At 66.4% G+C, this 19124-nt stretch carries 17 protein-coding genes; 11 read left to right on the top strand and 6 right to left on the bottom strand.

Going from position 1 to position 19124, the window contains the following annotated elements:
* Positions 1–19 precede the first annotated feature (19 nt).
* Positions 20–1036 carry a cell division protein ZapE gene (gene zapE, locus RhoFasB10_RS14820; RefSeq protein ID WP_114329653.1) on the bottom strand — a complete coding sequence of 339 codons (1017 nt, stop codon included), beginning with the start codon at positions 1034–1036 and terminating at the stop codon, positions 20–22.
* Positions 1037–1070: 34 nt separating this feature from the next.
* Here zapE and RhoFasB10_RS14815 point away from each other — a divergent pair, with 34 nt between their 5' ends.
* The 6 genes from RhoFasB10_RS14815 to RhoFasB10_RS14790 all read left to right on the top strand — a co-directional run bounded on the left by RhoFasB10_RS14815 (position 1071) and on the right by RhoFasB10_RS14790 (position 6588).
* Positions 1071–1880 (top strand): pyrimidine reductase family protein, encoded by an 810-nt coding sequence (locus RhoFasB10_RS14815; RefSeq protein WP_167677004.1) that lies wholly within the window; start codon positions 1071–1073, stop codon positions 1878–1880.
* Positions 1877–3439 (top strand): alpha/beta hydrolase, encoded by a 1563-nt coding sequence (locus RhoFasB10_RS14810; protein WP_167677002.1) that lies wholly within the window; start codon positions 1877–1879, stop codon positions 3437–3439. The genes RhoFasB10_RS14815 and RhoFasB10_RS14810 overlap by 4 nt, the downstream gene beginning before the upstream one ends.
* A 60-nt stretch (positions 3440–3499) precedes the next feature.
* Positions 3500–4792 (top strand): glycosyltransferase family 87 protein, encoded by a 1293-nt coding sequence (locus tag RhoFasB10_RS14805; RefSeq protein WP_346764402.1) that lies wholly within the window; start codon positions 3500–3502, stop codon positions 4790–4792.
* A 9-nt stretch (positions 4793–4801) separates the two neighbouring features.
* Positions 4802–5239 carry a peptide-methionine (R)-S-oxide reductase MsrB gene (msrB, locus tag RhoFasB10_RS14800; protein WP_068424416.1) on the top strand — a complete coding sequence of 146 codons (438 nt, stop codon included), beginning with the start codon at positions 4802–4804 and terminating at the stop codon, positions 5237–5239.
* 75 nt (positions 5240–5314) lie between these two features.
* Positions 5315–6124, top strand: coding sequence for a polysaccharide pyruvyl transferase family protein (locus RhoFasB10_RS14795; RefSeq protein WP_167677000.1), 810 nt, complete (start codon positions 5315–5317; stop codon positions 6122–6124).
* 2 nt (positions 6125–6126) lie between these two features.
* Positions 6127–6588 (top strand): MaoC family dehydratase, encoded by a 462-nt coding sequence (locus RhoFasB10_RS14790; RefSeq protein ID WP_206030953.1) that lies wholly within the window; start codon positions 6127–6129, stop codon positions 6586–6588.
* On the opposite strand, the gene RhoFasB10_RS14785 is transcribed toward RhoFasB10_RS14790, so the two are convergent.
* The 5 genes from RhoFasB10_RS14785 to hemE are packed head-to-tail and all read right to left on the bottom strand — an operon-like array spanning position 6566 to position 12692.
* Positions 6566–8854: a molybdopterin-dependent oxidoreductase gene (locus RhoFasB10_RS14785; RefSeq protein ID WP_167677033.1), complete on the bottom strand. Its 2289-nt coding sequence runs from the start codon at positions 8852–8854 to the stop codon at positions 6566–6568. The genes RhoFasB10_RS14790 and RhoFasB10_RS14785 overlap by 23 nt on opposite strands.
* Positions 8855–8888: 34 nt before the next feature.
* Positions 8889–9581, bottom strand: coding sequence for an HAD family hydrolase (locus RhoFasB10_RS14780; protein ID WP_167676998.1), 693 nt, complete (start codon positions 9579–9581; stop codon positions 8889–8891).
* A complete protein-coding gene (gene hemQ / locus RhoFasB10_RS14775; RefSeq protein ID WP_114329665.1) occupies positions 9578–10270 on the bottom strand; it encodes a hydrogen peroxide-dependent heme synthase in 693 nt (230 codons plus the stop codon). Before hemQ ends, RhoFasB10_RS14780 begins: the two co-directional genes overlap by 4 nt.
* Before the next feature lie 5 nt (positions 10271–10275).
* Positions 10276–11631, bottom strand: a complete 1356-nt coding sequence (locus tag RhoFasB10_RS14770) for a protoporphyrinogen oxidase (protein ID WP_167676997.1) — start codon at positions 11629–11631, stop codon at positions 10276–10278.
* The gene (hemE, locus tag RhoFasB10_RS14765; RefSeq protein WP_167677031.1) at positions 11628–12692 is read right to left on the bottom strand and encodes a uroporphyrinogen decarboxylase; all 1065 of its coding nucleotides are present in this window, start codon (positions 12690–12692) and stop codon (positions 11628–11630) included. The genes RhoFasB10_RS14770 and hemE overlap by 4 nt, the downstream gene beginning before the upstream one ends.
* A gap of 148 nt (positions 12693–12840) precedes the next feature.
* Here hemE and RhoFasB10_RS14760 point away from each other — a divergent pair, with 148 nt between their 5' ends.
* The 5 genes from RhoFasB10_RS14760 to RhoFasB10_RS14740 all read left to right on the top strand — a co-directional run bounded on the left by RhoFasB10_RS14760 (position 12841) and on the right by RhoFasB10_RS14740 (position 19019).
* The gene (locus RhoFasB10_RS14760) at positions 12841–13440 is read left to right on the top strand and encodes a DUF3000 domain-containing protein (protein ID WP_068424428.1); all 600 of its coding nucleotides are present in this window, start codon (positions 12841–12843) and stop codon (positions 13438–13440) included.
* 42 nt (positions 13441–13482) lie between these two features.
* Positions 13483–14733, top strand: a complete 1251-nt coding sequence (locus tag RhoFasB10_RS14755) for a ribonuclease D (protein ID WP_068424429.1) — start codon at positions 13483–13485, stop codon at positions 14731–14733.
* A 71-nt stretch (positions 14734–14804) separates the two neighbouring features.
* On the top strand, positions 14805–16028 hold the full coding sequence (locus tag RhoFasB10_RS14750) for an acetyl-CoA C-acyltransferase (protein WP_068424430.1): 1224 nt from the start codon (positions 14805–14807) through the stop codon (positions 16026–16028).
* Positions 16025–18130, top strand: a complete 2106-nt coding sequence (locus tag RhoFasB10_RS14745) for a 3-hydroxyacyl-CoA dehydrogenase NAD-binding domain-containing protein (protein ID WP_167676995.1) — start codon at positions 16025–16027, stop codon at positions 18128–18130. Before RhoFasB10_RS14750 ends, RhoFasB10_RS14745 begins: the two co-directional genes overlap by 4 nt.
* A 124-nt stretch (positions 18131–18254) precedes the next feature.
* Entirely contained in the window at positions 18255–19019 is a 765-nt protein-coding gene (locus RhoFasB10_RS14740) for an NAD(P)H-binding protein (RefSeq protein WP_167676993.1), read from the top strand.
* Positions 19020–19124 lie beyond the last annotated feature (105 nt).

Below are 19124 nucleotides of genomic sequence, written 5' to 3'. Positions count from 1 at the left end.
GCGGCCTCAGCCGACGGCCTCAGCCGACGGCAGCGAAGCGCGACAGTGCCAGCAGACGCGACGTCGCGCGAAGGTACTTCTTCCGGTAGCCACCGGCCAGCATTTCCTCGGTGAAGATCTCGTCCAGCTTCGCGCCCGACGAGGTGACCGGGATGCTGGCGTCGTAGAGCCGGTCGGCGAGCACGACGAGCCGCAAAGCGATGGACTGATCCGCAGCGGGGTGCACGTTCTTCAGGAACACCGCGCTGACGCCGTCGAGCAATTTGCCGTACCGCGACGGGTGCAGCGTGCTGAGATGCGCGAGAAGCTCGTCGAAGTCGTCGAGCGTCGCGCCCTCGACCTGTGCCGCGCGCTCGACGAGTTCGGCTTCCGACGTCGGTTCGGGGGCAGGCGGCAGATCACGGTGGCGGTAGTCGGGACCGTCGACGCGAATGGTCTCGAAGATCGAACCGAGCTTCTTGATCTCGCGGAGGAAATCGGCGGCCGCGAAGCGGCCCTCTCCGAGCTGTCCCGGCAGCGTGTTCGACGTCGCGACGATCGAGACACCGCGCGCGGACAGCTCCGTCAGAAGCCGGGAGACGAGCATCGTGTCGCCCGGGTCGTCGAGCTCGAACTCGTCGATGCACAACACGCTGTGACTCGACAGCTCTTCGAGGGCCTTGTTGAAGCCGAGAGCGCCGACGACGTGAGTCAGCTCGACGAACGTGCCGAACGCCTTGGGCTCGGGCACGCTGTGGAAGATCGATGCGAGAAGGTGGGTCTTTCCGACACCGAAGCCGCCGTCGAGGTACAGGCCTGCACCCGTCGCAGGGGCCTTCTTGCCGAAGAGTCCGCGCTTTCCGCCCTTGCCACGAATCTTCGCGACCTTCTGCGAGAACGCCTCGGCCTTGGCGACCGCTTCGGCCTGACTCGGCTCGTTCGGGTCCGGAATGTACGAGGAGAAACTGACGTCGTCGAACATGGCTGGCGGGACCATCTGGGCGATCAGCTGATCGGACGGCACCACAGGATTGCGGTCGACAAGACGTGCAGGCATTGACTGAGCGTATCGACGTGTTCTCATCTACTTTGTGCGGCTACTGGATTTTGCGACCTACTTCACATCCGACAACGATCTCGCGTCCCGGGTCGGTGCCGAGCTCGACGACGACGAGCTTCGTCGCGCATATGCGTACCCAGGCGCTCTGACCAGGCCGTGGGTTCGCGTCAACTTCGTGTCGAGCGTCGACGGCGCGGTCAGCGCCGACGGAGTCTCCGCCGGTCTCGGCACGCCGTCGGACAAACGAGTGTTCGGTGCACTGCGTGCGCTGGCCGATGTCGTGGTGGTCGGTGCGGGCACCGTCCGCGCCGAGGACTACGGCGGTGTGCACCTGGCCGACGACGAACGCGAGCGTCGGATCGCGGCCGGACAGTCGCCGGTTCCGCGGATCGTCGTCGTGACGGCGTCTGCGTCGCTCGATCCGCAGTCACGGCTGTTCACGGACACCGAGGTTTCCCCGACCGTCGTGACCGCGTCGTCGTCCTCCCCCGAGGCTCGACGACGCCTCGAAGCAGCGGGCGCGCGCGTCGTCGTCGACGACGGTGACGTCACCCCGGCAGCCGTGACTGCCGAGCTCGAACGCGCCGGAGAGCGACGGGTTCTCCTCGAAGGGGGGCCGGGCCTGTTCGGAACTTTTCTCGACGACGACGCCGTCGACGAGATCTGCTCGACGGTCTCCCCGGTCGCCGTCGCCGGCTCCGCGGGACGCATCGCGCACTCGGAACACGCGTCCATGCGCGCCATGAACCGCGCCCACGTGCTGGCCGACGACGACGGCACGCTGCTGACGCGTTGGGTTCGGGCCCGAAATGCAGAGACCGGGCAGAATGAGGTGCCGTGACGCCGAAACGATCGATACTCGCCGTCGGTGTGGCCGTGGCGCTCTTCGGATCGGCCTGCGCGGCGGGCCCGTCCTCGCGGCCGGATGTGGCCGTCGAGCAGAATTCGCCGGGGCAACCCGACCAGTCGGAAGCGAACGACGAACCTCAGGTTCCCGAGCTCGAGAAGCCGGTCGACGACCTGGCGTGGAGGGACTGCACGCAGAGCACGCTCGACGCGTACGGCCTGACGCCTGCGACACCTGGTCTCGTTCTGGACTGTGCCGACTTCGAATCGCCGGTGGACGCGTCGGGACAGATGTTCGGCTCGTTCTCGGTCGGTGTGATGCGGGCGCGACTCGACCGCACGCCTGCCGACGCGCCTCCCCTCGTACTGACGTCCGGTGCCGACCGTTCGTCGATGGCGACGCTTGCCGACATCGCGGCCGGTCAAAGCGGAACGCTGTTGGGCGCCAATCCGATCGTGGCGGTCGACAGACGGGGCATCGGACGGTCCACGGCGGTGGATTGCATCAAGATCGACACCCGCGAGGCGCTCGAGGGCCTCGGTCAGTTCTCGGCGGGCTCGGGTGACGCGGCAGACCGTGCCGTCGACGTCGGCCGCGAGGCGACCATCGAGTGCACTGATCTTCTCCAGCCCCAGGAGCTGGCGTTCGCGACGAGTTACGCAGCCGACGATCTGGACCAGCTGCGGATGGCATGGGGCGTCGACACCCTCGGCATCATCGGAACCGGTAACGGCGCTTCGACGGCGTTGGCCTACGCCGCGCAGTATCCGGACCACGTGGCGCGGCTCGTCCTCGACTCGCCGACCGGTGTCGGCGTCGACCAGATGACGCTGGCGGAACAGAAGACGCAGGGACGTGAAGCGGCGTTCGCCGCGTTCGCGCTGCGATGCCGAGCACTGCAGTGCTCCCTCGGCGACGCACCGCAGGACGCCGTCGCCGACCTCGTCGGACGCGCCGCTGCGGGTGACCTCGCGCCACTGTCGTCGCACGAAGTGCTCGACGGCATCGCGTACGCCCTCGCATCGTCGGCGGGCGACGCATCGCGCCGGGCGCTCGATCTGTCCGACACCCTGTCGGCCGCGCGATCCGGCGACGTCGGCCGGCTGCAACTGCTGGCGTCGCGCGCGCACGCTGCCTACGGCACGGACGGCCAGTTCGTCGCGCGCTGCACCGACGGCAGGCAGTGGCCCTCGCCGCAGGTCGTTCGAGACGCAGGCGCCGCGTGGTCCGAGCGCTACCCCGTCTTCGGCACGGACGCGGCGCTGACGGCGCTGAGCTGCTCGTCGTGGCCGACTGCGCCGGCTGCCCCGCTGCCGTCCTCGCTGGAAATTCCGGTTCTGTCGCTCAGCGGGTCCGGCGATCCGATGGTCGGCAACGCCGGGTTCGCCGGAGTCACGGGCCTCGTCGCCTCCACCGGTGCGCGTTCGGCGTCGATGACGTGGCAGGGCGCGGGCCACCCCGTCGTCGGCGGATCGGTGTGTGCACAGACTGCGGTCGGCAACTACGCGCTCGACGCCGCACTCCCGCCCGACGGCAGCGCATGCCCCGCCTGAGCTCATGGGCTCGGGGTGTCCGACACAGCGACGACAGCCGGTCAAGGTACCGTTCTGCGCGTGTCACTTAGCTTCCTCGAGCCTCGAAACGGCCGGACCACCACAGATGTAATCAAGTTCGCACTGTGGCCGTTCGCCGTCATGACGGTGCTCAACCGCGTACTCGTGCGCGCGGTCAACGGTGACATCACCGACGACTTCAACCCCGTCTACAAGGCGGCGTTGGCGTTCCTGAACCGGCAGCCCGTGTACACGGCGAACTTCGACTCCGTCGATCCCCACTACCTGTACCCACCGGGTGCGACGATGCTGCTGTCTCCGATCGCCGTCATCGACCCGGAACGCTCACGCTGGTTGTTCATCCTCGCCAGCACGATCGCGATCATCGCGGCGCTCTACATCTTGCTGCGGATCTTCGGGTACGGCCTGAATTCGGTTGCAGCCCCCGCGCTGCTCCTGGCGGCGTTCGCCAGCGAAACCGTGACGAACACCCTCGTGTTCACGAACTTCAACGGGTTCGTCCTGCTCGGCGAGATCGCGTTCGTCTACTTCCTGCTGAAGCGCAAGGACTTGACTGCCGGTGTCGCGATCGGTCTCACCATCGTCGTCAAACCGATTCTGGTGCCGCTGCTCATCATCCCGTTGATGACGAAGCAGTGGAAGGTGTTCGTCACCGCGGCGGCGATACCTCTGGTGTTCACTGCGATCGCGTGGCCGCTGTCGGTCGATCCGATGGACTTCGTTCGACGCACCGTCCCGTACCTGCTCGAATCGCGCGACTACTTCAACAGCGCCATCGTCGGAAACGGCCGTTACTACGGTCTGCCGGAGTGGATGATTTTCGGCCTCCGCGGAGTCCTCGGCGTCATGGTGCTCGTCTCGCTGTGGATCCTGTACCGCTACTGCCGCGAAGATCGCCTGTTCTTCGTCGCTACGACGTCGGGTCTGGTCCTCACGGCCCACTGGCTGCTCGGCTCGCTGGGCCAGATGTACTACTCCATGATGCTGTTCCCGCTGCTGATGACGGTGGTGCTGAAGAATTCGGTGCTCAGGAACTGGCCCGCATGGCTCGCGATCTACGGGTTCATGAGCTACGACCGATGGCTGTCCGGTCGCTTCTACACCACGGGCAGAGCGTTCGACTACATGCGGACGACGTTCGGGTGGAGCTTGCTGATCATCGTCATCTTCGGCGTGCTCGTCGGACGGTATTTCGCTGCACGCAGCGACGGCCGCCTGGATCGAGGAATCGAACCCGAATGGATCGAGGCCGAGAATCGTCGCATCGACGCGGAGGCAACCACGAACGGCGACCGAGCTGCGAAAACCGCACGGGCAACGGAATCGTATTAGCGTGGTGGCATGAGTTCAGCGACCGACAACAATTCCGTGCCCGCCGTCCAGCACACCGATGCGGAGTGGCGCGAGAAGCTCACTCCCGAGGAGTTCGCGGTGCTGCGGCAGGCCGGTACCGAACGGCCGTTCGTCGGCGAGTACACCGACACCAAGACCGAAGGCGTCTACAACTGCCGCGCCTGCGGAGCCGAACTGTTCCGCAGCACCGAGAAGTTCGAATCCCACTGCGGTTGGCCGTCGTTCTACGATCCCGCCGACAGCGACGCCGTCATCCTGAAAGAGGACAACTCGCTCGGCATGCGTCGTGTCGAGGTCGTCTGCAGGAACTGCCACAGCCATCTCGGCCACGTGTTCGAGGGTGAGGGCTACCCGACACCGACCGACCAGCGGTACTGCATCAACTCGATCTCGCTGACGCTGCAGCCCTCGACGAATCAGGAGTAGGTGCGGCTACGCCGGCTGCGAACCCTGTCGAACGTAAACCGACCTCACGGTCCTGTAGTGCAGTATCTTTATCGAGTGCCGAACTCGATCAAGACATTCTGGTGGCGCCAGCTCAAGGTCACCGGTATTCGCCCCAATTTCGGCGATGAACTGACGCCGGGCCTCGTCGACGCGCTCTTCGGTAAGAAGTGCTCGTGGAGACGCCCGAAGAACAGCGACATGACAGGAGCTGGTTCGACGCTGGAGATGGTCCAGTTGATGAACGCCCCCGACACGTTGAAGATCTGGGGTTCCGGTTTCATGCTGAAGGACGGGCTCGACGGTCGGATCTTCGACTTCCCGAATTTCGACTTCTATGCCGTGCGCGGGTATCTCTCGTTGGAGCGCGTCAAGTCGGACCGTGAAGTGGCCGTGGGGGATCCGGGGCTATTGGCGAGCAGGGTCTACCCACGTTCCACCTCCGTGGCCGGCCGAATCGGCCTGGTCTACCACTGGATGCACAAGACCGACCCTGTTGTGCTCGCTCTTGCGCGCGACAAGAAGATCACACTGATCGACCCGTCTCGTAAGCCCGCCAAGGTCATAGCCGACATCACGTCGTGCGACTTCGTCATGTCCACGAGCCTGCACGGGTTGATCGTCGCCGACTCCTACGGCATTCCGAACGCGTGGATCGAGCTCGACCGGGAAATCGGCGGGGCCGGATACAAATTCGAGGACTACTACTCGGTGTTCGACGGGAAAGCAGTTCAACACTCGTCGGATCTCACACGGGACGATGACGAAATCGCCCGATTGCGAATCGAATACCGGCCGATCCCGAACCTGACGGAGATTCAGGACAATCTCATTGCTGCCTTCCCGTATCGCGAAGGCATAATGTGACCATGCGCACTTTTTCGTCAGCAGAGCAGTTGAAAGCCGCCGTCGGCGAGGATCTCGGGACCAGCGATTGGTTGCAGATCACCCAGGATCGGGTGAACACGTTCGCCGACGCGACCGGTGACCATCAATGGATTCACGTCGACGTCGAACGAGCGAAGAAGGAAAGCCCCTTCGGTGCACCGGTGGCGCACGGCTACCTCAGTCTGTCGCTGATCCCACTGCTCAATGCGGAGATCTACTCCGTGGAGAACGTGAAGCTCGGAATCAACTACGGATCCAACAAGGTTCGGTTCGTCAACCCCGTCACGGTGGGGTCGCACGTACGGCTGCAGACGACGCTGGCGTCGGTGGACGACGTTGCCGGGGGCGCGGTCCAGATCGTCACGACGCAGACGCTGGAGATCGAGGGCGTCGACAAGCCGGCCCTGGTCGCCGAGACCATCACCCGATTCGTGTTCGAGTGACGATCGTCGGCGGATCGAACGCCGTGATCGGCGGCAGCTCGCCGTCGTAGCGTTCGATCTGCACGAGGACGTGTTGGCCGGTACAACCGTGCGACAGCGACGACGCGCCCACGTCTGCCGTCAGCACGTTGGGATTGCCGTGCTTGCACATCGACGCCGTGTCCGACGGGTCCTCCGGGTCGTACCACGCACCCGTCGACAGCTGCACGACGCGCTCGAGCATCCCGTCGTCGACGACGACCCCAGCGAGACAGGAGCCACGGTCGTTGAACACACGCACGACGTCACCGTCGGCGACACCGTATGCCCGCGCCACGGCCGGGTGCAGTCGAATCGGCTCGCGGCCCTGCACTTTCGACGCCTGGCTCGTGGCGCCGTGGTCGATCTGACCGTGCAGCCTCGTGCGCGGTTGGTTCGCGATGAGATGCAGCGGAAACGCTTCTGCGCGTTCGCCGTTCAGCCACTCGTCGGGTTCGTACCAGGCCGGGTGTCCGACGCAGTCGTCGTACCCGAAGCCGTCGACGACCTCGGAGAAGATCTCGATTCTGCCGCTCGGAGTACGAAGCGGCGCGGCGACCGGGTCCTTTCTGTAGTCCCCGAGCAGCGTCAGCCCGTCTTCGGTCGACATGCGGAACGAGCCGTCGGCCCAGAAGTCGTCGAACGTCGGTGTCGTGACGCCCGCCGACGCGAGATAGCCCTGCCACTGCCGGTAAAGATGTCGGAGCCACTCCCCTGACGTCCGGCCCTCGGTGAATTCCCGTGCGACGCTCAACTTCTCGGCGACGGCGGCGAACGTGTCGTAGTCGTCGCGCGCGTCGGCGAAACGGGGTACGGCCGGGTGCATCGCGACGAGAAGCGGGTCGTTGCGGGTGCAACTGATGTCGCTGCGTTCGAGTGACGTCGTCGACGGGACGACGATGTCGGCGTGTTTCGCCATCGGCGTCCAGTACGGATCGTGCACGACGATCGTGTCCGGACGTGCCAGCGCACGCCGAAGCCGTCCGATGTCTTGGTGGTGATGGAACGGATTGCCGCCTGCCCAGTGGACGAGCTTGATATCCGGATAGGTCAGACGTCGGCCGTTGTAACGAAATTCGTCGCCTGGGTGCAGCAGCATGTCCGAGACCGCCGCGACGGGAACGAACGTCGACACCGGGTTGAGCCCTTGCGGCAGCGTCGGCAGCGGATACGGTACCGGGGCGAGTCCTGGTTCGTTCATCGATCCGTACCCGTGGCCGAATCCCCCTCCGGGAATACCGATCTGGCCGAGCATCGACGCCAGCGTCAGCCCCATCCACGGCGCCTGCTCACCGCTCTTGACGCGCTGTAGCGACCACGTGACCGTCACCAAGGTTCGATGCGACGCCATCTCGCGCGCGAGATCCACGATGGTCTGCTCGGCAAGACCCGAGATGCCCGATGCCCAGGCAGCGGATTTCGGTATACCGTCGCTGTGCCCCAGCAGATATCGCTCGAACCTGTCGTAGCCGGTGCAGTACGTGTCGAGAAACGCTGTGTCGTGCAGATTCTCGGTCGCCAGCACGTGGGCGAGACCCAGCATGACGGCGACGTCGCTGCCGGGAATGGGAGCCAACCACGTTGCGGCGCCGGTCATGTCGTCACGGAGCGGGCTGATCGTGACGATCTTGCCGCCACGAGCACGCAGCGCGGTCAACGCATCCTGGGTCGGGTGATTCGACGTGCCGCCGTGGTTGATGGAGGTGTTCTTCAACGGGACGCCGCCGAACGCGACCAGCAACTCGGTGTTCTCGGCGATGACGTCCCAGGATGTGGAGCGCGAGAACATCTTCCAGTGCGCGCCGACGACGTGCGGCATGATCACGCTCGTCGCGCCGGTCGAGTAGCTGTCGACCGAACGCGTATAGCCGCCGAGACAGTTCAAGAAGCGGTGAACCTGGCTCTGCGCGTGATGGAATCGGCCCGCGCTGGCCCATCCGTAGGAGCCGCCGTAGATCGCCCCGTTCCCGAATGTGTCGACGACGCGCCGGAGCTCGGTCGCGAGCAGATCGGTGAGTTCGTCCCAGGACACAGCGACGAACTCGTCGTTGCCCCGACGATCGCACGGGCCAGGGCCGTTCTCCAGCCATCCGCGCCGCACCGCGGGCCCGGCGATACGCGAGCGGTGACGCACCGAACCTGGAATATTCCCCAGTACCGGCGACGGACTGGCATCGTTCCGGTCCGGGTGGACCTCGGTGATCTCCCCGTCGGTCGCCGAGGCACGGAACATGCCCCAGTGGGCCATGTGCTGCGCGGCACCCTCGACGCTCACCTCGGGGTCAGAGTCCGTATCGAGCAAGCGCGTCGCGCAGCGCGGTGGGACGTTCGGCCGTCGGACGCGGCTCGACCAGCGCGAACGAACATCCGATGGCCGTCGCAGCGCCGTCGGCTTCCACGCTGTCGCCGACCATCAACGTCCGAGCCGGATCGACGCCGAGCGCCTGCGTCGCGTGCTGGAAGATTTCCGGCCGAGGTTTGACGACGCCGACCTCGTAGCTGAGGACGAATTCCGTCACGTACTTGTCGATCCCCAGCGCCTCGAACGCGGGCCGGATGTCGAACGCGATGTTGCTGAGCACCGCGACGGGAACAGACCGACTCGCAAGCGATTCGAGCACGTCGGCGGTGTCGGGATACGGCGTCCAGCAGGAGGGATCAATGACGCGTCCGTAGACGGACTCCGCCTGCGAGGCCTCGGTGACACCCGACTCGCGCAATACGTGCAGGTACGCCTGACGGTGCAGCGCCGGATCGAGATCGCGGTTCTGCCAGGCATGCCGCGACACGTCGTCGAACTCCACGACCTCGCCGACGGGGGCAGTCATCCGGCGCATCAGCTCGGCGACGTGATGCCCGTCGAGGGGCGACCCGTCGGCACGCGTCACCCCGTCGAACCAGGAATCGTCCTCGTCGAGTCGGAACAGCGTTCCGGAGAAGTCGAAAATGACCGCCTGGATCTCGCGCTCCGTCACGGCAGCGAGGCCACGAGGGTCTCGATGTCGACACGAGGTCCGGTGAAGAACGGCGTTTCCTCGCGCACGTGCCGCCGCGCTTCGGTGGCACGCAGGTCGCGCATCAAATCGACGATGCGGTCGAGCTGTGGCGCTTCGAAGGCCAGGATCCACTCGTAATCACCGAGCGCGAACGCGGGCACGGTGTTGGCGCGGACGTCCGCATAGCCGCGTGCAGCCTTGCCGTGATCGGCGAGCATGGTCCTGCGTTCCTCGTCGGGCAGCAGGTACCAATCGATGGACCGGACGAACGGGTACACGCAGATGTACGCGCCCGGCTCCTCGCCCGCGATGAACGACGGCACGTGGCTCTTGTTGAATTCGGCAGGCCGGTGCAGCGACGAGTTGCTCCACACCGGCGTGCTCGCGCGACCCAACGCCGTGGTGCGACGGAAGTCCGAGTACGTCGCCTGCAGGTCCTCGATACGCTCTGCGTGCGTCCAGACCATGAAGTCGGAGTCGGCCCGCATGCCCGCGATGTCGTAGATGCCGCGGACGACGACGTCCTCGCCGCGGTTCTCGAAGAACGATCGCGCCTCTTTCGCGGCGTCCTCGCGGTCCTCACCCAGGACTCCTGGCGTGACCTTGTACACCGAGAACATCGAATAGCGAAGAGTCGAGTTGAGCGCTTGATAGTCGAGGCGTGCCATGAGCTCTATCGTGCCACTTCGCATATGGCCGCGGCCGCCCTGGTGGCGGACGCGACACACGCGGGCACACCGACGCCGTTGCTCCACGCGCCTGCAACGGCCACCCCGTCGACGTCCTCGACAGCCGAGAAGATCGCGGCGACGCGATCGAGATGCCCCGGCGCGTACTGCGGCAGTCCCCCGCGCCATCGCTGGACGACGCTCGACGACGGGTCGATCTCGATGCCGGTCACGCGCCGTAGATCCTGACGCGCAACATCGGTCAGCGTGTCATCCGTCCAGTCGAGCGCCCTGGTGTCACCGAATCGACCCAACGACGCACGAACCAGCGAGACCGACCGGTCGGCGAGGTGCCCCCATTTGCGACTCGACAGCGTGAACGCCTTGGTCTCGAGACCTGCGTCCGTCGCCACGAGTACACCCGAGTTGTCGGGTAGTTCGGCGTCCGACGGAAGTGCCATCGCGACGACCGCGGCCGATGCGAGTTCGATGTCGGCCGCGGCTGCCGACGCCTCGGGCACGGCAGCGGAGAGAATGGTTGCGAGCGCGGGCGCCGGAACTGCGAGAACGACGGCGTCGACCTCGCCGATCGGGTCGATAACCCAACCGCCGGACGTGCGACGGAGAGACGTGACCGCGGTTCCGAGGACGATGCGCGCGTCCGCGGCAGCGACGAGCGCGTCGATCAGGACGCCGTAGCCGTCACGCAGTGCACCGAAGACCGGCCCTGCGCTCGGCGGCGGAATTGCTGCGGCAACCGCCGCGGTGAGACTCGTCGCCGAATCGTCCAGTGCGGCAGCCAGAGTCGGGAGCGCTGCGCGCACACCGATCGACGCGGACAGGCCCGAGTACACACCGCCGATCAGCGGATCGACCGACCGGTGCAGCACCTGCTCACCGAACCGTCCGCCCACCAGCTCGGCGACACTGACGTCCGTGTTTCGATTCCACTGCAGCGGGGTTTCGGGCTCTGCCTCGATGGCGCGCACGGTCGCGTCGTCGACGAGTCCCACGACCGACGACGCGGACGCCGGAATGCCCATCAGCGTGCCGCCGGGCAGCGGATGCAGCGCATTCTGCGAGTAGATCAGTGGCCGCTTGCCTGCGGGATGCACGAGCTGGCTCGCGAGACCCAGCTCCTCCATCAGGGCGGAAATCTCGGGTCGACGACCGATGAACGCCTCGGCACCGACGTCGAGAGGGCCGTCTTCGAGGTGCACCGTCCGCAGCGTGCCACCGAGCCGATCCGACCCTTCGACGACCGTGACGACGGCGTCCGGACCGAGTGTCGAACGCAGCCGATACGCCGCGGTGAGGCCGGTGATACCGCCGCCGACGACCGCTACCCGCCGCACGGTCACAGCGAATGCACCAGCTCCACGACGCGAGTCAGCACGTCCGGGTCGGTGTCCGGCAGCACGCCGTGCCCGAGGTTGAACACGTGCCCGGTGGCGCCGGCCGCCACGGCACGATCCGCCTCGCCGGCGATGCGTCGCACCTCGGATTCCACGGCGTCCCAGCCTGCGAACAGCACCGCGGGATCGAGGTTGCCCTGCAACGCTTTTCCGGGGCCGACGCGTCGGACGGCGTCGTCGAGCGGGATGCGCCAGTCGACGCCGACGACGTCCGCACCTGCCTCGCCCATCGCGCCCAGTAGTTCACCGGTGCCGACGCCGAAGTGGATCTTGGGAATGCCTGCCGCGCTGACGGCGTCGAACACCTTGGTCGAGTGCGGAAGCACGAATTCGCGGTAGTCGGCCAGCGACAGTGCGCCGGCCCAGGAGTCGAACAGCTGCAGGGCATCGATGCCCGCGTCGATCTGAGCCTGCAGGAACGTGATCGTGGTGTCCGCGAGGGTGTCGAGGAGTGCATGCCACGTCGCGGAATCCGAACGCATCAGCGCCTTGGTCTTCTCGTGGTTGCGGCTCGGACCACCCTCGACGAGGTACGACGCCAGTGTGAACGGCGCGCCGGCGAACCCGATGAGGGCGGTCTGCCCGAGCTCCTCGGTCAGCAACGTCACTGCCTTCGCCACCGGCTCGACCTGCTCGCTGTGCAGCGTGGGCAGCGCGGCGACGTCCGCCGCCGAACGCACCGGATTCGCGACGACCGGGCCGGTGCCGGCGACGATGTCGAGATCGATACCCGCAGCCTTGAGCGGAACGACGATGTCGGAGAACAGAATTGCCGCATCGACGTCGTGGCGACGCACCGGCTGCATCGTGATCTCGGCGACGAGCGCCGGATCGAAGCACGAGTCGAGCATTCCGATACCGGCACGAATCTTCCGGTACTCGGGAAGCGAACGTCCTGCTTGTCGCATGAACCAGACAGGTCGTCGCGACGCCTTCCTTCCGGCGGCGGCCGCCAGAAGAGGGGCGTCGGGCAGCTGGCGACGGGTCGAAGGCGTGTCGTTGTTCATCGCCGTCCATGCTGCCACGCGGCGGCGACACTTCCTTCATGCAGGTACGCCACGGTTTCGGGTCACGCGAACGAACCAGAAGCGACATTTGTTCCGAATCGGCGCGCCTCCGACGCCGAAATACGTGAGAAGTCTAACGTCCGGAGTCGTGACCAAACCCGGACCCTCTGCCGAGCCTGCGCCGTTTCGATCGGCGATCGAGGCGATGCACCGGGCCGTCGTGCACCCGGCGATCGAGATCGGGCCGATCCGGCCTCCGCAGCGTCTTGCCCCCTACAGCTATGCAGTGGGCGCCGAGGTGCAACAGCAGGCGCGCGAGAACACCGACGAGCAGTTCGACGGCGACGCATTCGGCCGATTGATCCTGCTGTACGACCCCGACGGGGACGAAGCCTGGAACGGCACGATGCGTCTCGTGGCCTACATCCAGGCCGACGTCGACGAATCGCTCGCGTCGGACCCCCTTCTCCCCGAGGTCGGATGGAGCTGGCTCGTCGACGCGCTCGAGAGTCGATCGGAGCCGCTGACCGCGCTCGGGGGCACGGTGACGTCCACCAGCTCGGTGCGCTACGGCGACATCGCCGGCCCACCGAAGGCTCACCAGCTCGAGCTGCGCGCGTCGTGGACGGCGACGTCGATCGAGTTGGCATCGCACGTCGAAGCGTTCTGCGAAGTGCTGGCGTACGCCGCCGGATTGCCGCCGGCAGGCATCACCGAGCTGAAGGGACGGGACGCGAGCCGCACGTAGCGCGGTACGCAGGTCACTCGTGAGGGCCTAGAGTCTCCTCTCATGTCAGTGACCAGTTCCGACGACTCCTCGGACACACCGAACCCGGTACCTCTGCTCGCCCCGGCCGACGGTGTGCCCGACGTCGTCACGACGGCCGACGGTGTACGCGCCGCTGCCGAACTGCTCGCGGGCGGCGACGGACCACTGGCCGTCGACGCGGAACGCGCGTCGGGATTTCGCTACTCCCAACGCGCCTACCTGCTTCAGTTCCGACGGCGTGGTGCGGGGACGGTGCTGCTCGATCCGATCCCGGTCGCCGACGCGCTCGCTCCTCTCGCCGAGGTCGTCAACCCGCTCGAATGGGTGTTGCATTCGGCCGATCAGGACCTACCGGGCCTCGCCGAACTCGGCCTCGTGCCTGCCTCTCTCTACGACACCGAGCTCGCGGGCCGTCTCGCGGGATTCGAACGCGTCGGGCTCGGTGCCATCGTCGAGCGGATGCTCGGTCTGTCGTTGCAGAAGGGCCACGGCGCAGCCGACTGGTCGACGCGTCCACTGCCCGAGACGTGGCTGAATTACGCCGCTCTCGACGTCGAGGTCCTCGTCGAACTACGCGATGCGATGGCTGCGGAACTGGAAAGCCAGGGCAAGACCGAATGGGCACGTCAGGAATTCGAGCACATCCTTACTCTCGGACCGCCCAAGCCGAAGGGCGATCGGTGGCGCAAGACGTCGGGCATCCACTCCGTGAAGTCACCCCGCGTGCTCGCCGCGGTGCGTGAGCTGTGGCAGACACGCGACGGGGTCGCGCACCGTCGCGACCTCGCGGCCGGCCGCGTCCTTCCGGACTCCGCGATCATCGCCGCGGCGACCGCAGACCCCAAGACCGAGAGCGAACTACGCGCCCTTCCGGTGTTCGGCGGTCCGCGTCAACGCAGGTCGACGCGCCTGTGGTTGAGCGCGCTCGAGCGTGCGCGCTCTCTGGACGCGCGTGACCTGCCACCCAAGACGCTTCCGTTCGACGGTCCGCCGCCGCCGAGTCGGTGGGCCCGCAAGGACCCCGACGCGGCCGACCGCCTCTCCGCTGTGCGTGCTGCGATGTCGGAGTTGAGCGAGAACGTGTCGGTGCCCGTCGAGAACCTTCTGATGCCGGATCAGTTGCGCCGTCTGGTCTGGGACTGGCAACCGTCGGACGACGCCGCGTCGTTCGAGTCGAGGCTCACGGTAGCAGGCGCCCGGCCGTGGCAGCGTGAGCTGGTCGTTCCGGTCCTCGTCGAGGCACTGACCCCTCCTCAAGTTACCGACCGGTAATACCGGCTACAGTGGGGGCAGCCCGGCGTCGGCCGGGCAAGAACGTCCGCATCAGTCGGGAGGATCGAAGCGTGTCTGTACCCGCGTCCAACTCACAGCGGAATGTCGTGTTCGTCGACGGCATCCGCACCCCGTTCGGCAAAGCAGGCCCCAAGGGCATCTACGCCGACACCCGCGCCGACGACCTCGTCGTCAAGGCCATCCGCGAGCTGCTCCGCAAGAATCCGAATCTGCCGCCCGAGCGGATCGACGAGGTCGCCATCGCTGCGACCACCCAGACCGGCGATCAGGGACTGACCATCGGTCGTACCTCGGCACTTCTCGCCGGACTCCCCCGCAGCGTCCCCGGATTCGCGATCGACCGCATGTGCGCCGGCGCGATGACGTCGGTCACCACGACCGGCTCGGGCATCGGCTTCGGCCAGTACGACGTCGTCATCGCCGGCGGAGTCGAGCACATGGGACGGCACCCGATGGGCGAGGGCGTCGACCCGAACCCGCGCTTCCTCGCCGACAAGCTCGTCGATCCGAGCGCCCTCGTCATGGGCAACACGGCCGAGAACTTGCACGATCGCTTCCCGTCGATCACCAAGGATCGCACCGACGCCTACGCCGCCGCGAGCCAGGAGAAGTACGACGCCGCGAAGAAGGCCGGCTTCATCGCCGACACGCTCGTACCCGTCGCGACCAAGTCCGCCGCAGGCTGGGGCCTGGCGACCGAGGACGAGCCGCCTCGCCCCGGCACCACCGTGGAGGATCTCGCGAAGCTGAAGACGCCGTTCCGTCCCGCGGGGCGCGTCACCGCCGGCAACGCCGCAGGCCTGAACGACGGGGCCACCGCCGCGATCCTGGCAGGCGAGGACACGGCCCACGAGTTGGGCCTGAACGTCGGCATGCGGATGGTCGGCTTCTCCTTCGCAGGCGTCGATCCTGCTGTGATGGGCATCGGTCCGGTCCCGGCCACCGAGAAGGTGCTCGCACGGACGGGCCTCGGCATCGACGACATCGGCCTGTTCGAGATCAACGAGGCGTTCGCCGTCCAGGTTCTGGCGTTCCTCGAGCACTACGGCATCGCCGACGACGACCCCCGCGTCAACAAGTGGGGTGGCGCGATCGCGTGCGGTCACCCACTCGCCTCGTCGGGCGTGCGACTGATGACGCAGCTGAGCCGTCAGTTCGCGCAGCAGCCGGAGGTCCGCTACGGCCTGACGACCATGTGCATCGGTCTCGGCATGGGCGGAACCGTCATCTGGGAGAACCCGAACCACGCCGATTACTCAGGAGCTTCCAAATGAGCGACATCACCACGGCGTTCACGGACGAGGTAGTCACGAACGCGTTCACCAAGCTCGTTGCCGTCCCTGGTCTCGACGGCCCGATCGCACTGGTGACGTTGGACAACGGCTACGACCACACCAAGCCGTCGACGTTCGGTCCCGGCGGACTGACGCAGCTCGATGCGGCCCTCGACGAGGCGTTCGCGGCAAACCCGGTTGCCATCGCGGTCACCGGCAAGCCGTTCATCTTCGCCGTCGGCGCGGATCTCAACGGCGTACCGAACATCGAGACCAAGGATGAGGCGCTGCAGATCGGGCAGCTCGGCCACAAGGTGTTCCGACGCCTGCGCGAGTCCGAGATTCCGACGTTCGCGTTCATCAACGGCGCAGCATTGGGTGGCGGCCTCGAGGTCGGTCTGCACTCGCACTACCGCACGGTCGCCGACAACGCTGCGGCACTGGGCCTTCCGGAGGCCTTCCTCGGCCTCGTTCCCGGCTGGGGCGGAACTCAGTTGCTGCCCAACATCATCGGTGCATCGAACGCGGTCACGGTGATCATCGAGAACTCGCTCAACCAGAACCGCACCCTCAAGCCGCAGCAGGCACTGGACCTCGGCATCGCCGACGTCGTGCTCGGTGGGGCCGACTTCATCGAGCAGTCCCTCGCATGGGCCGCACAGGTCGTCAAGGGCGAGATCACCCCGGCACGCCCGGACATCGATCGCGGCCAGGCATGGGACGACGCCGTCGCCCGAGCCAAGGGAATCGTCGCAGGCAAGACCGGCAACTTCGCACCGGGACCGGTCGCTGCCGTCGAGCTCATCGAGCTCGCCAAATCGACGGACATCACCGACTCGGCGTCGCTCGACACGGCATTCGCCGCCGAGGACGAAGCGTTGTCGACGCTTCTCGTCAAGGACGAGTTGCGCGCAGGCCTGTACGCGTTCGACCTGGTGCAGAAGCGCGCGAAGCGTCCGGCGGGCGCACCAGACAAGTCGTTGGCGCGCAAGATCTCCGGCGTCGGCATCGTCGGAGCGGGCTTGATGGCCAGCCAGCTGGCTCTGCTGTTCGTACGCCAGCTGAAGGTGCCGGTCATCCTCACCGACATCGATCAGGAGCGCATCGACAAGGGCGTCGGCTACGTCCACGACGAGATCGACAAGCTTCTCGGCAAGAAGCGCCTGTCCCCCGACGCCGCGAACCGCCTGAAGGCGTTGGTGTCCGGATCCATCGACAAGGCTGCGTTCGCGAACACCGATTTCGTCATCGAGGCCGTGTTCGAGAACCTCGACGTGAAGAAGAAGGTCTTCGCCGAGGTCGAGGAGTTCGTCTCTCCGGAAACGATTCTCGCGACCAACACGTCGTCGCTGTCGATCACGAAGATGGCTGCCGACCTGTCGCACCCCGAACGCGTCGTCGGCTTCCACTTCTTCAATCCCGTTGCCGTGCTTCCGCTTCTGGAGGTCGTCAAGGGCGAGAAGACCGACGATGCCACGCTCGCAACGGCGTTCGCGACGGCCAAGACGCTCAAGAAGTCCGCGGTACTGTCCGCCGACCTTCCTGGCTTCGTGTTCAACCGACTCGTGACGCGTGCGTCGGGCGAGATCATCGCCGCCATCGACGAAGGCACCCCGTTCGAGGTCGCCGACGGTGCCGTCGGTGAACTCGGCATGCCGATGAGCCCGCTGACGCTGCTCGGCCTCGTCGGACCTGCCGTGGCGTTGCACACCGCCGAGACGCTCGGCGAGGCGTACCCGGATCGGTTCAAGGACTCCGCAGGTTTCCGCGCTCTCGTCGACGCCAAGAAGCCCGGCGTGTGGACCTGGGGACCGGAAGGCCAGGTCGTCGACCCCGAGGTCGCCGCGCTGTGGCCGCAGGGTGACACGCCCTCTACCGCTGAAGAGGTGCTCGACCGGACGCGTCGGGCCTTCGCCGACGAGATCCGCATCATGCTCGACGAGGGCGTCGTCGCAGCACCCGAGGACATCGATCTCTGCCTGCTCCTCGGTGGTGGATTCGGATTCTGGAACGGCGGCATCACGCCGTACCTCGACCGCACCGGAACGTCGGAAGCGGTGACCGGCAAGCGTTTCCTGGCTCCGGGCGTCGCCAGCGTGTAGCTGCGGCGTAGCCGCCCGTGCGCGGATGGTTGGCCTCCAGGCCAACTATCCGCGCACGGGTCGCGCAGCGGCACCCTGTCACATTCGCCCGGACTGTCTCGTCCGAGGTGGTATGACACAGAACATGAGAATCGCAGTTGCAGGGGGCACCGGCGTCGTGGGCCGTCACGTCGTCCGAGTGGCGAAGGAGAACGGACACGACGTCGTGGTTCTTTCGCGCTCGTCGGGAGTGGACCTCACCACCGGAACAGGACTGGCCGGCGCGTTGGACGGCGTCGACGTACTGATCGACGTCTCGTCCACCCAGACGATGTCGGCGAAGGACTCCACGGCGTTCTTCACGACGGTGACGCGCACTCTTCTCGCGGCGGAGAAAACCGCGGGGGTGCGGCATCACGTCGCCCTGTCCATCGTGGGCATCGACGACGCGCCGCACATGTACTACGCAGGCAAGGTCGCCCAGGAGAAAGAAGTCACGAGCGGTGACGTGCCGTGGACGATTCTGCGTGCGACTCAATTCCACGAGTTCGCGTCGCAGATCTACGGACAGATCAAGATCGGTCCGATCATCGTCGTGCCGAAGATGCGGTCGCAGCCCATCGCGGCGCGAGAGGTCGCTGCACGCCTCGTCCAACTGGCCGAGGGCACGCCGGAAGGGCGTGTGAAGGATCTCGGCGGCCCTCACACGGAACTGATGTCCAGGATGGTGCGCGACTACGCCGCCTCGATCGAGGGAACGCAGGCACACCTCGGCGGCCGGATCGTCGAACTCCCGATACCGGGCGCTTACGGCAAAGCGATGCGCGACGGCACCCTGCTGACGGGCGCGGACGCGGACCACGGAACCCAGACGTTCGACGAGTGGCTCGGGACGCAACAGGCCCGGTAACTGTTCGAACGAGAATCGCACGATTTCGCACACGCCGTGCTCGGGTCGGGTCCATGATGACGTTCAGACCATCGCCGCTGCTGGTCCCGACCGCGAAAGCAGGAC

It is taken from the genome of Rhodococcus sp. B10 (genome assembly GCF_011770055.1).
Classification (GTDB): domain Bacteria; phylum Actinomycetota; class Actinomycetes; order Mycobacteriales; family Mycobacteriaceae; genus Rhodococcoides; species Rhodococcoides kyotonensis_B.
Note: the sequence above shows the minus strand (reverse complement) of the source record. Positions and strands in the feature narration are given on the sequence as shown.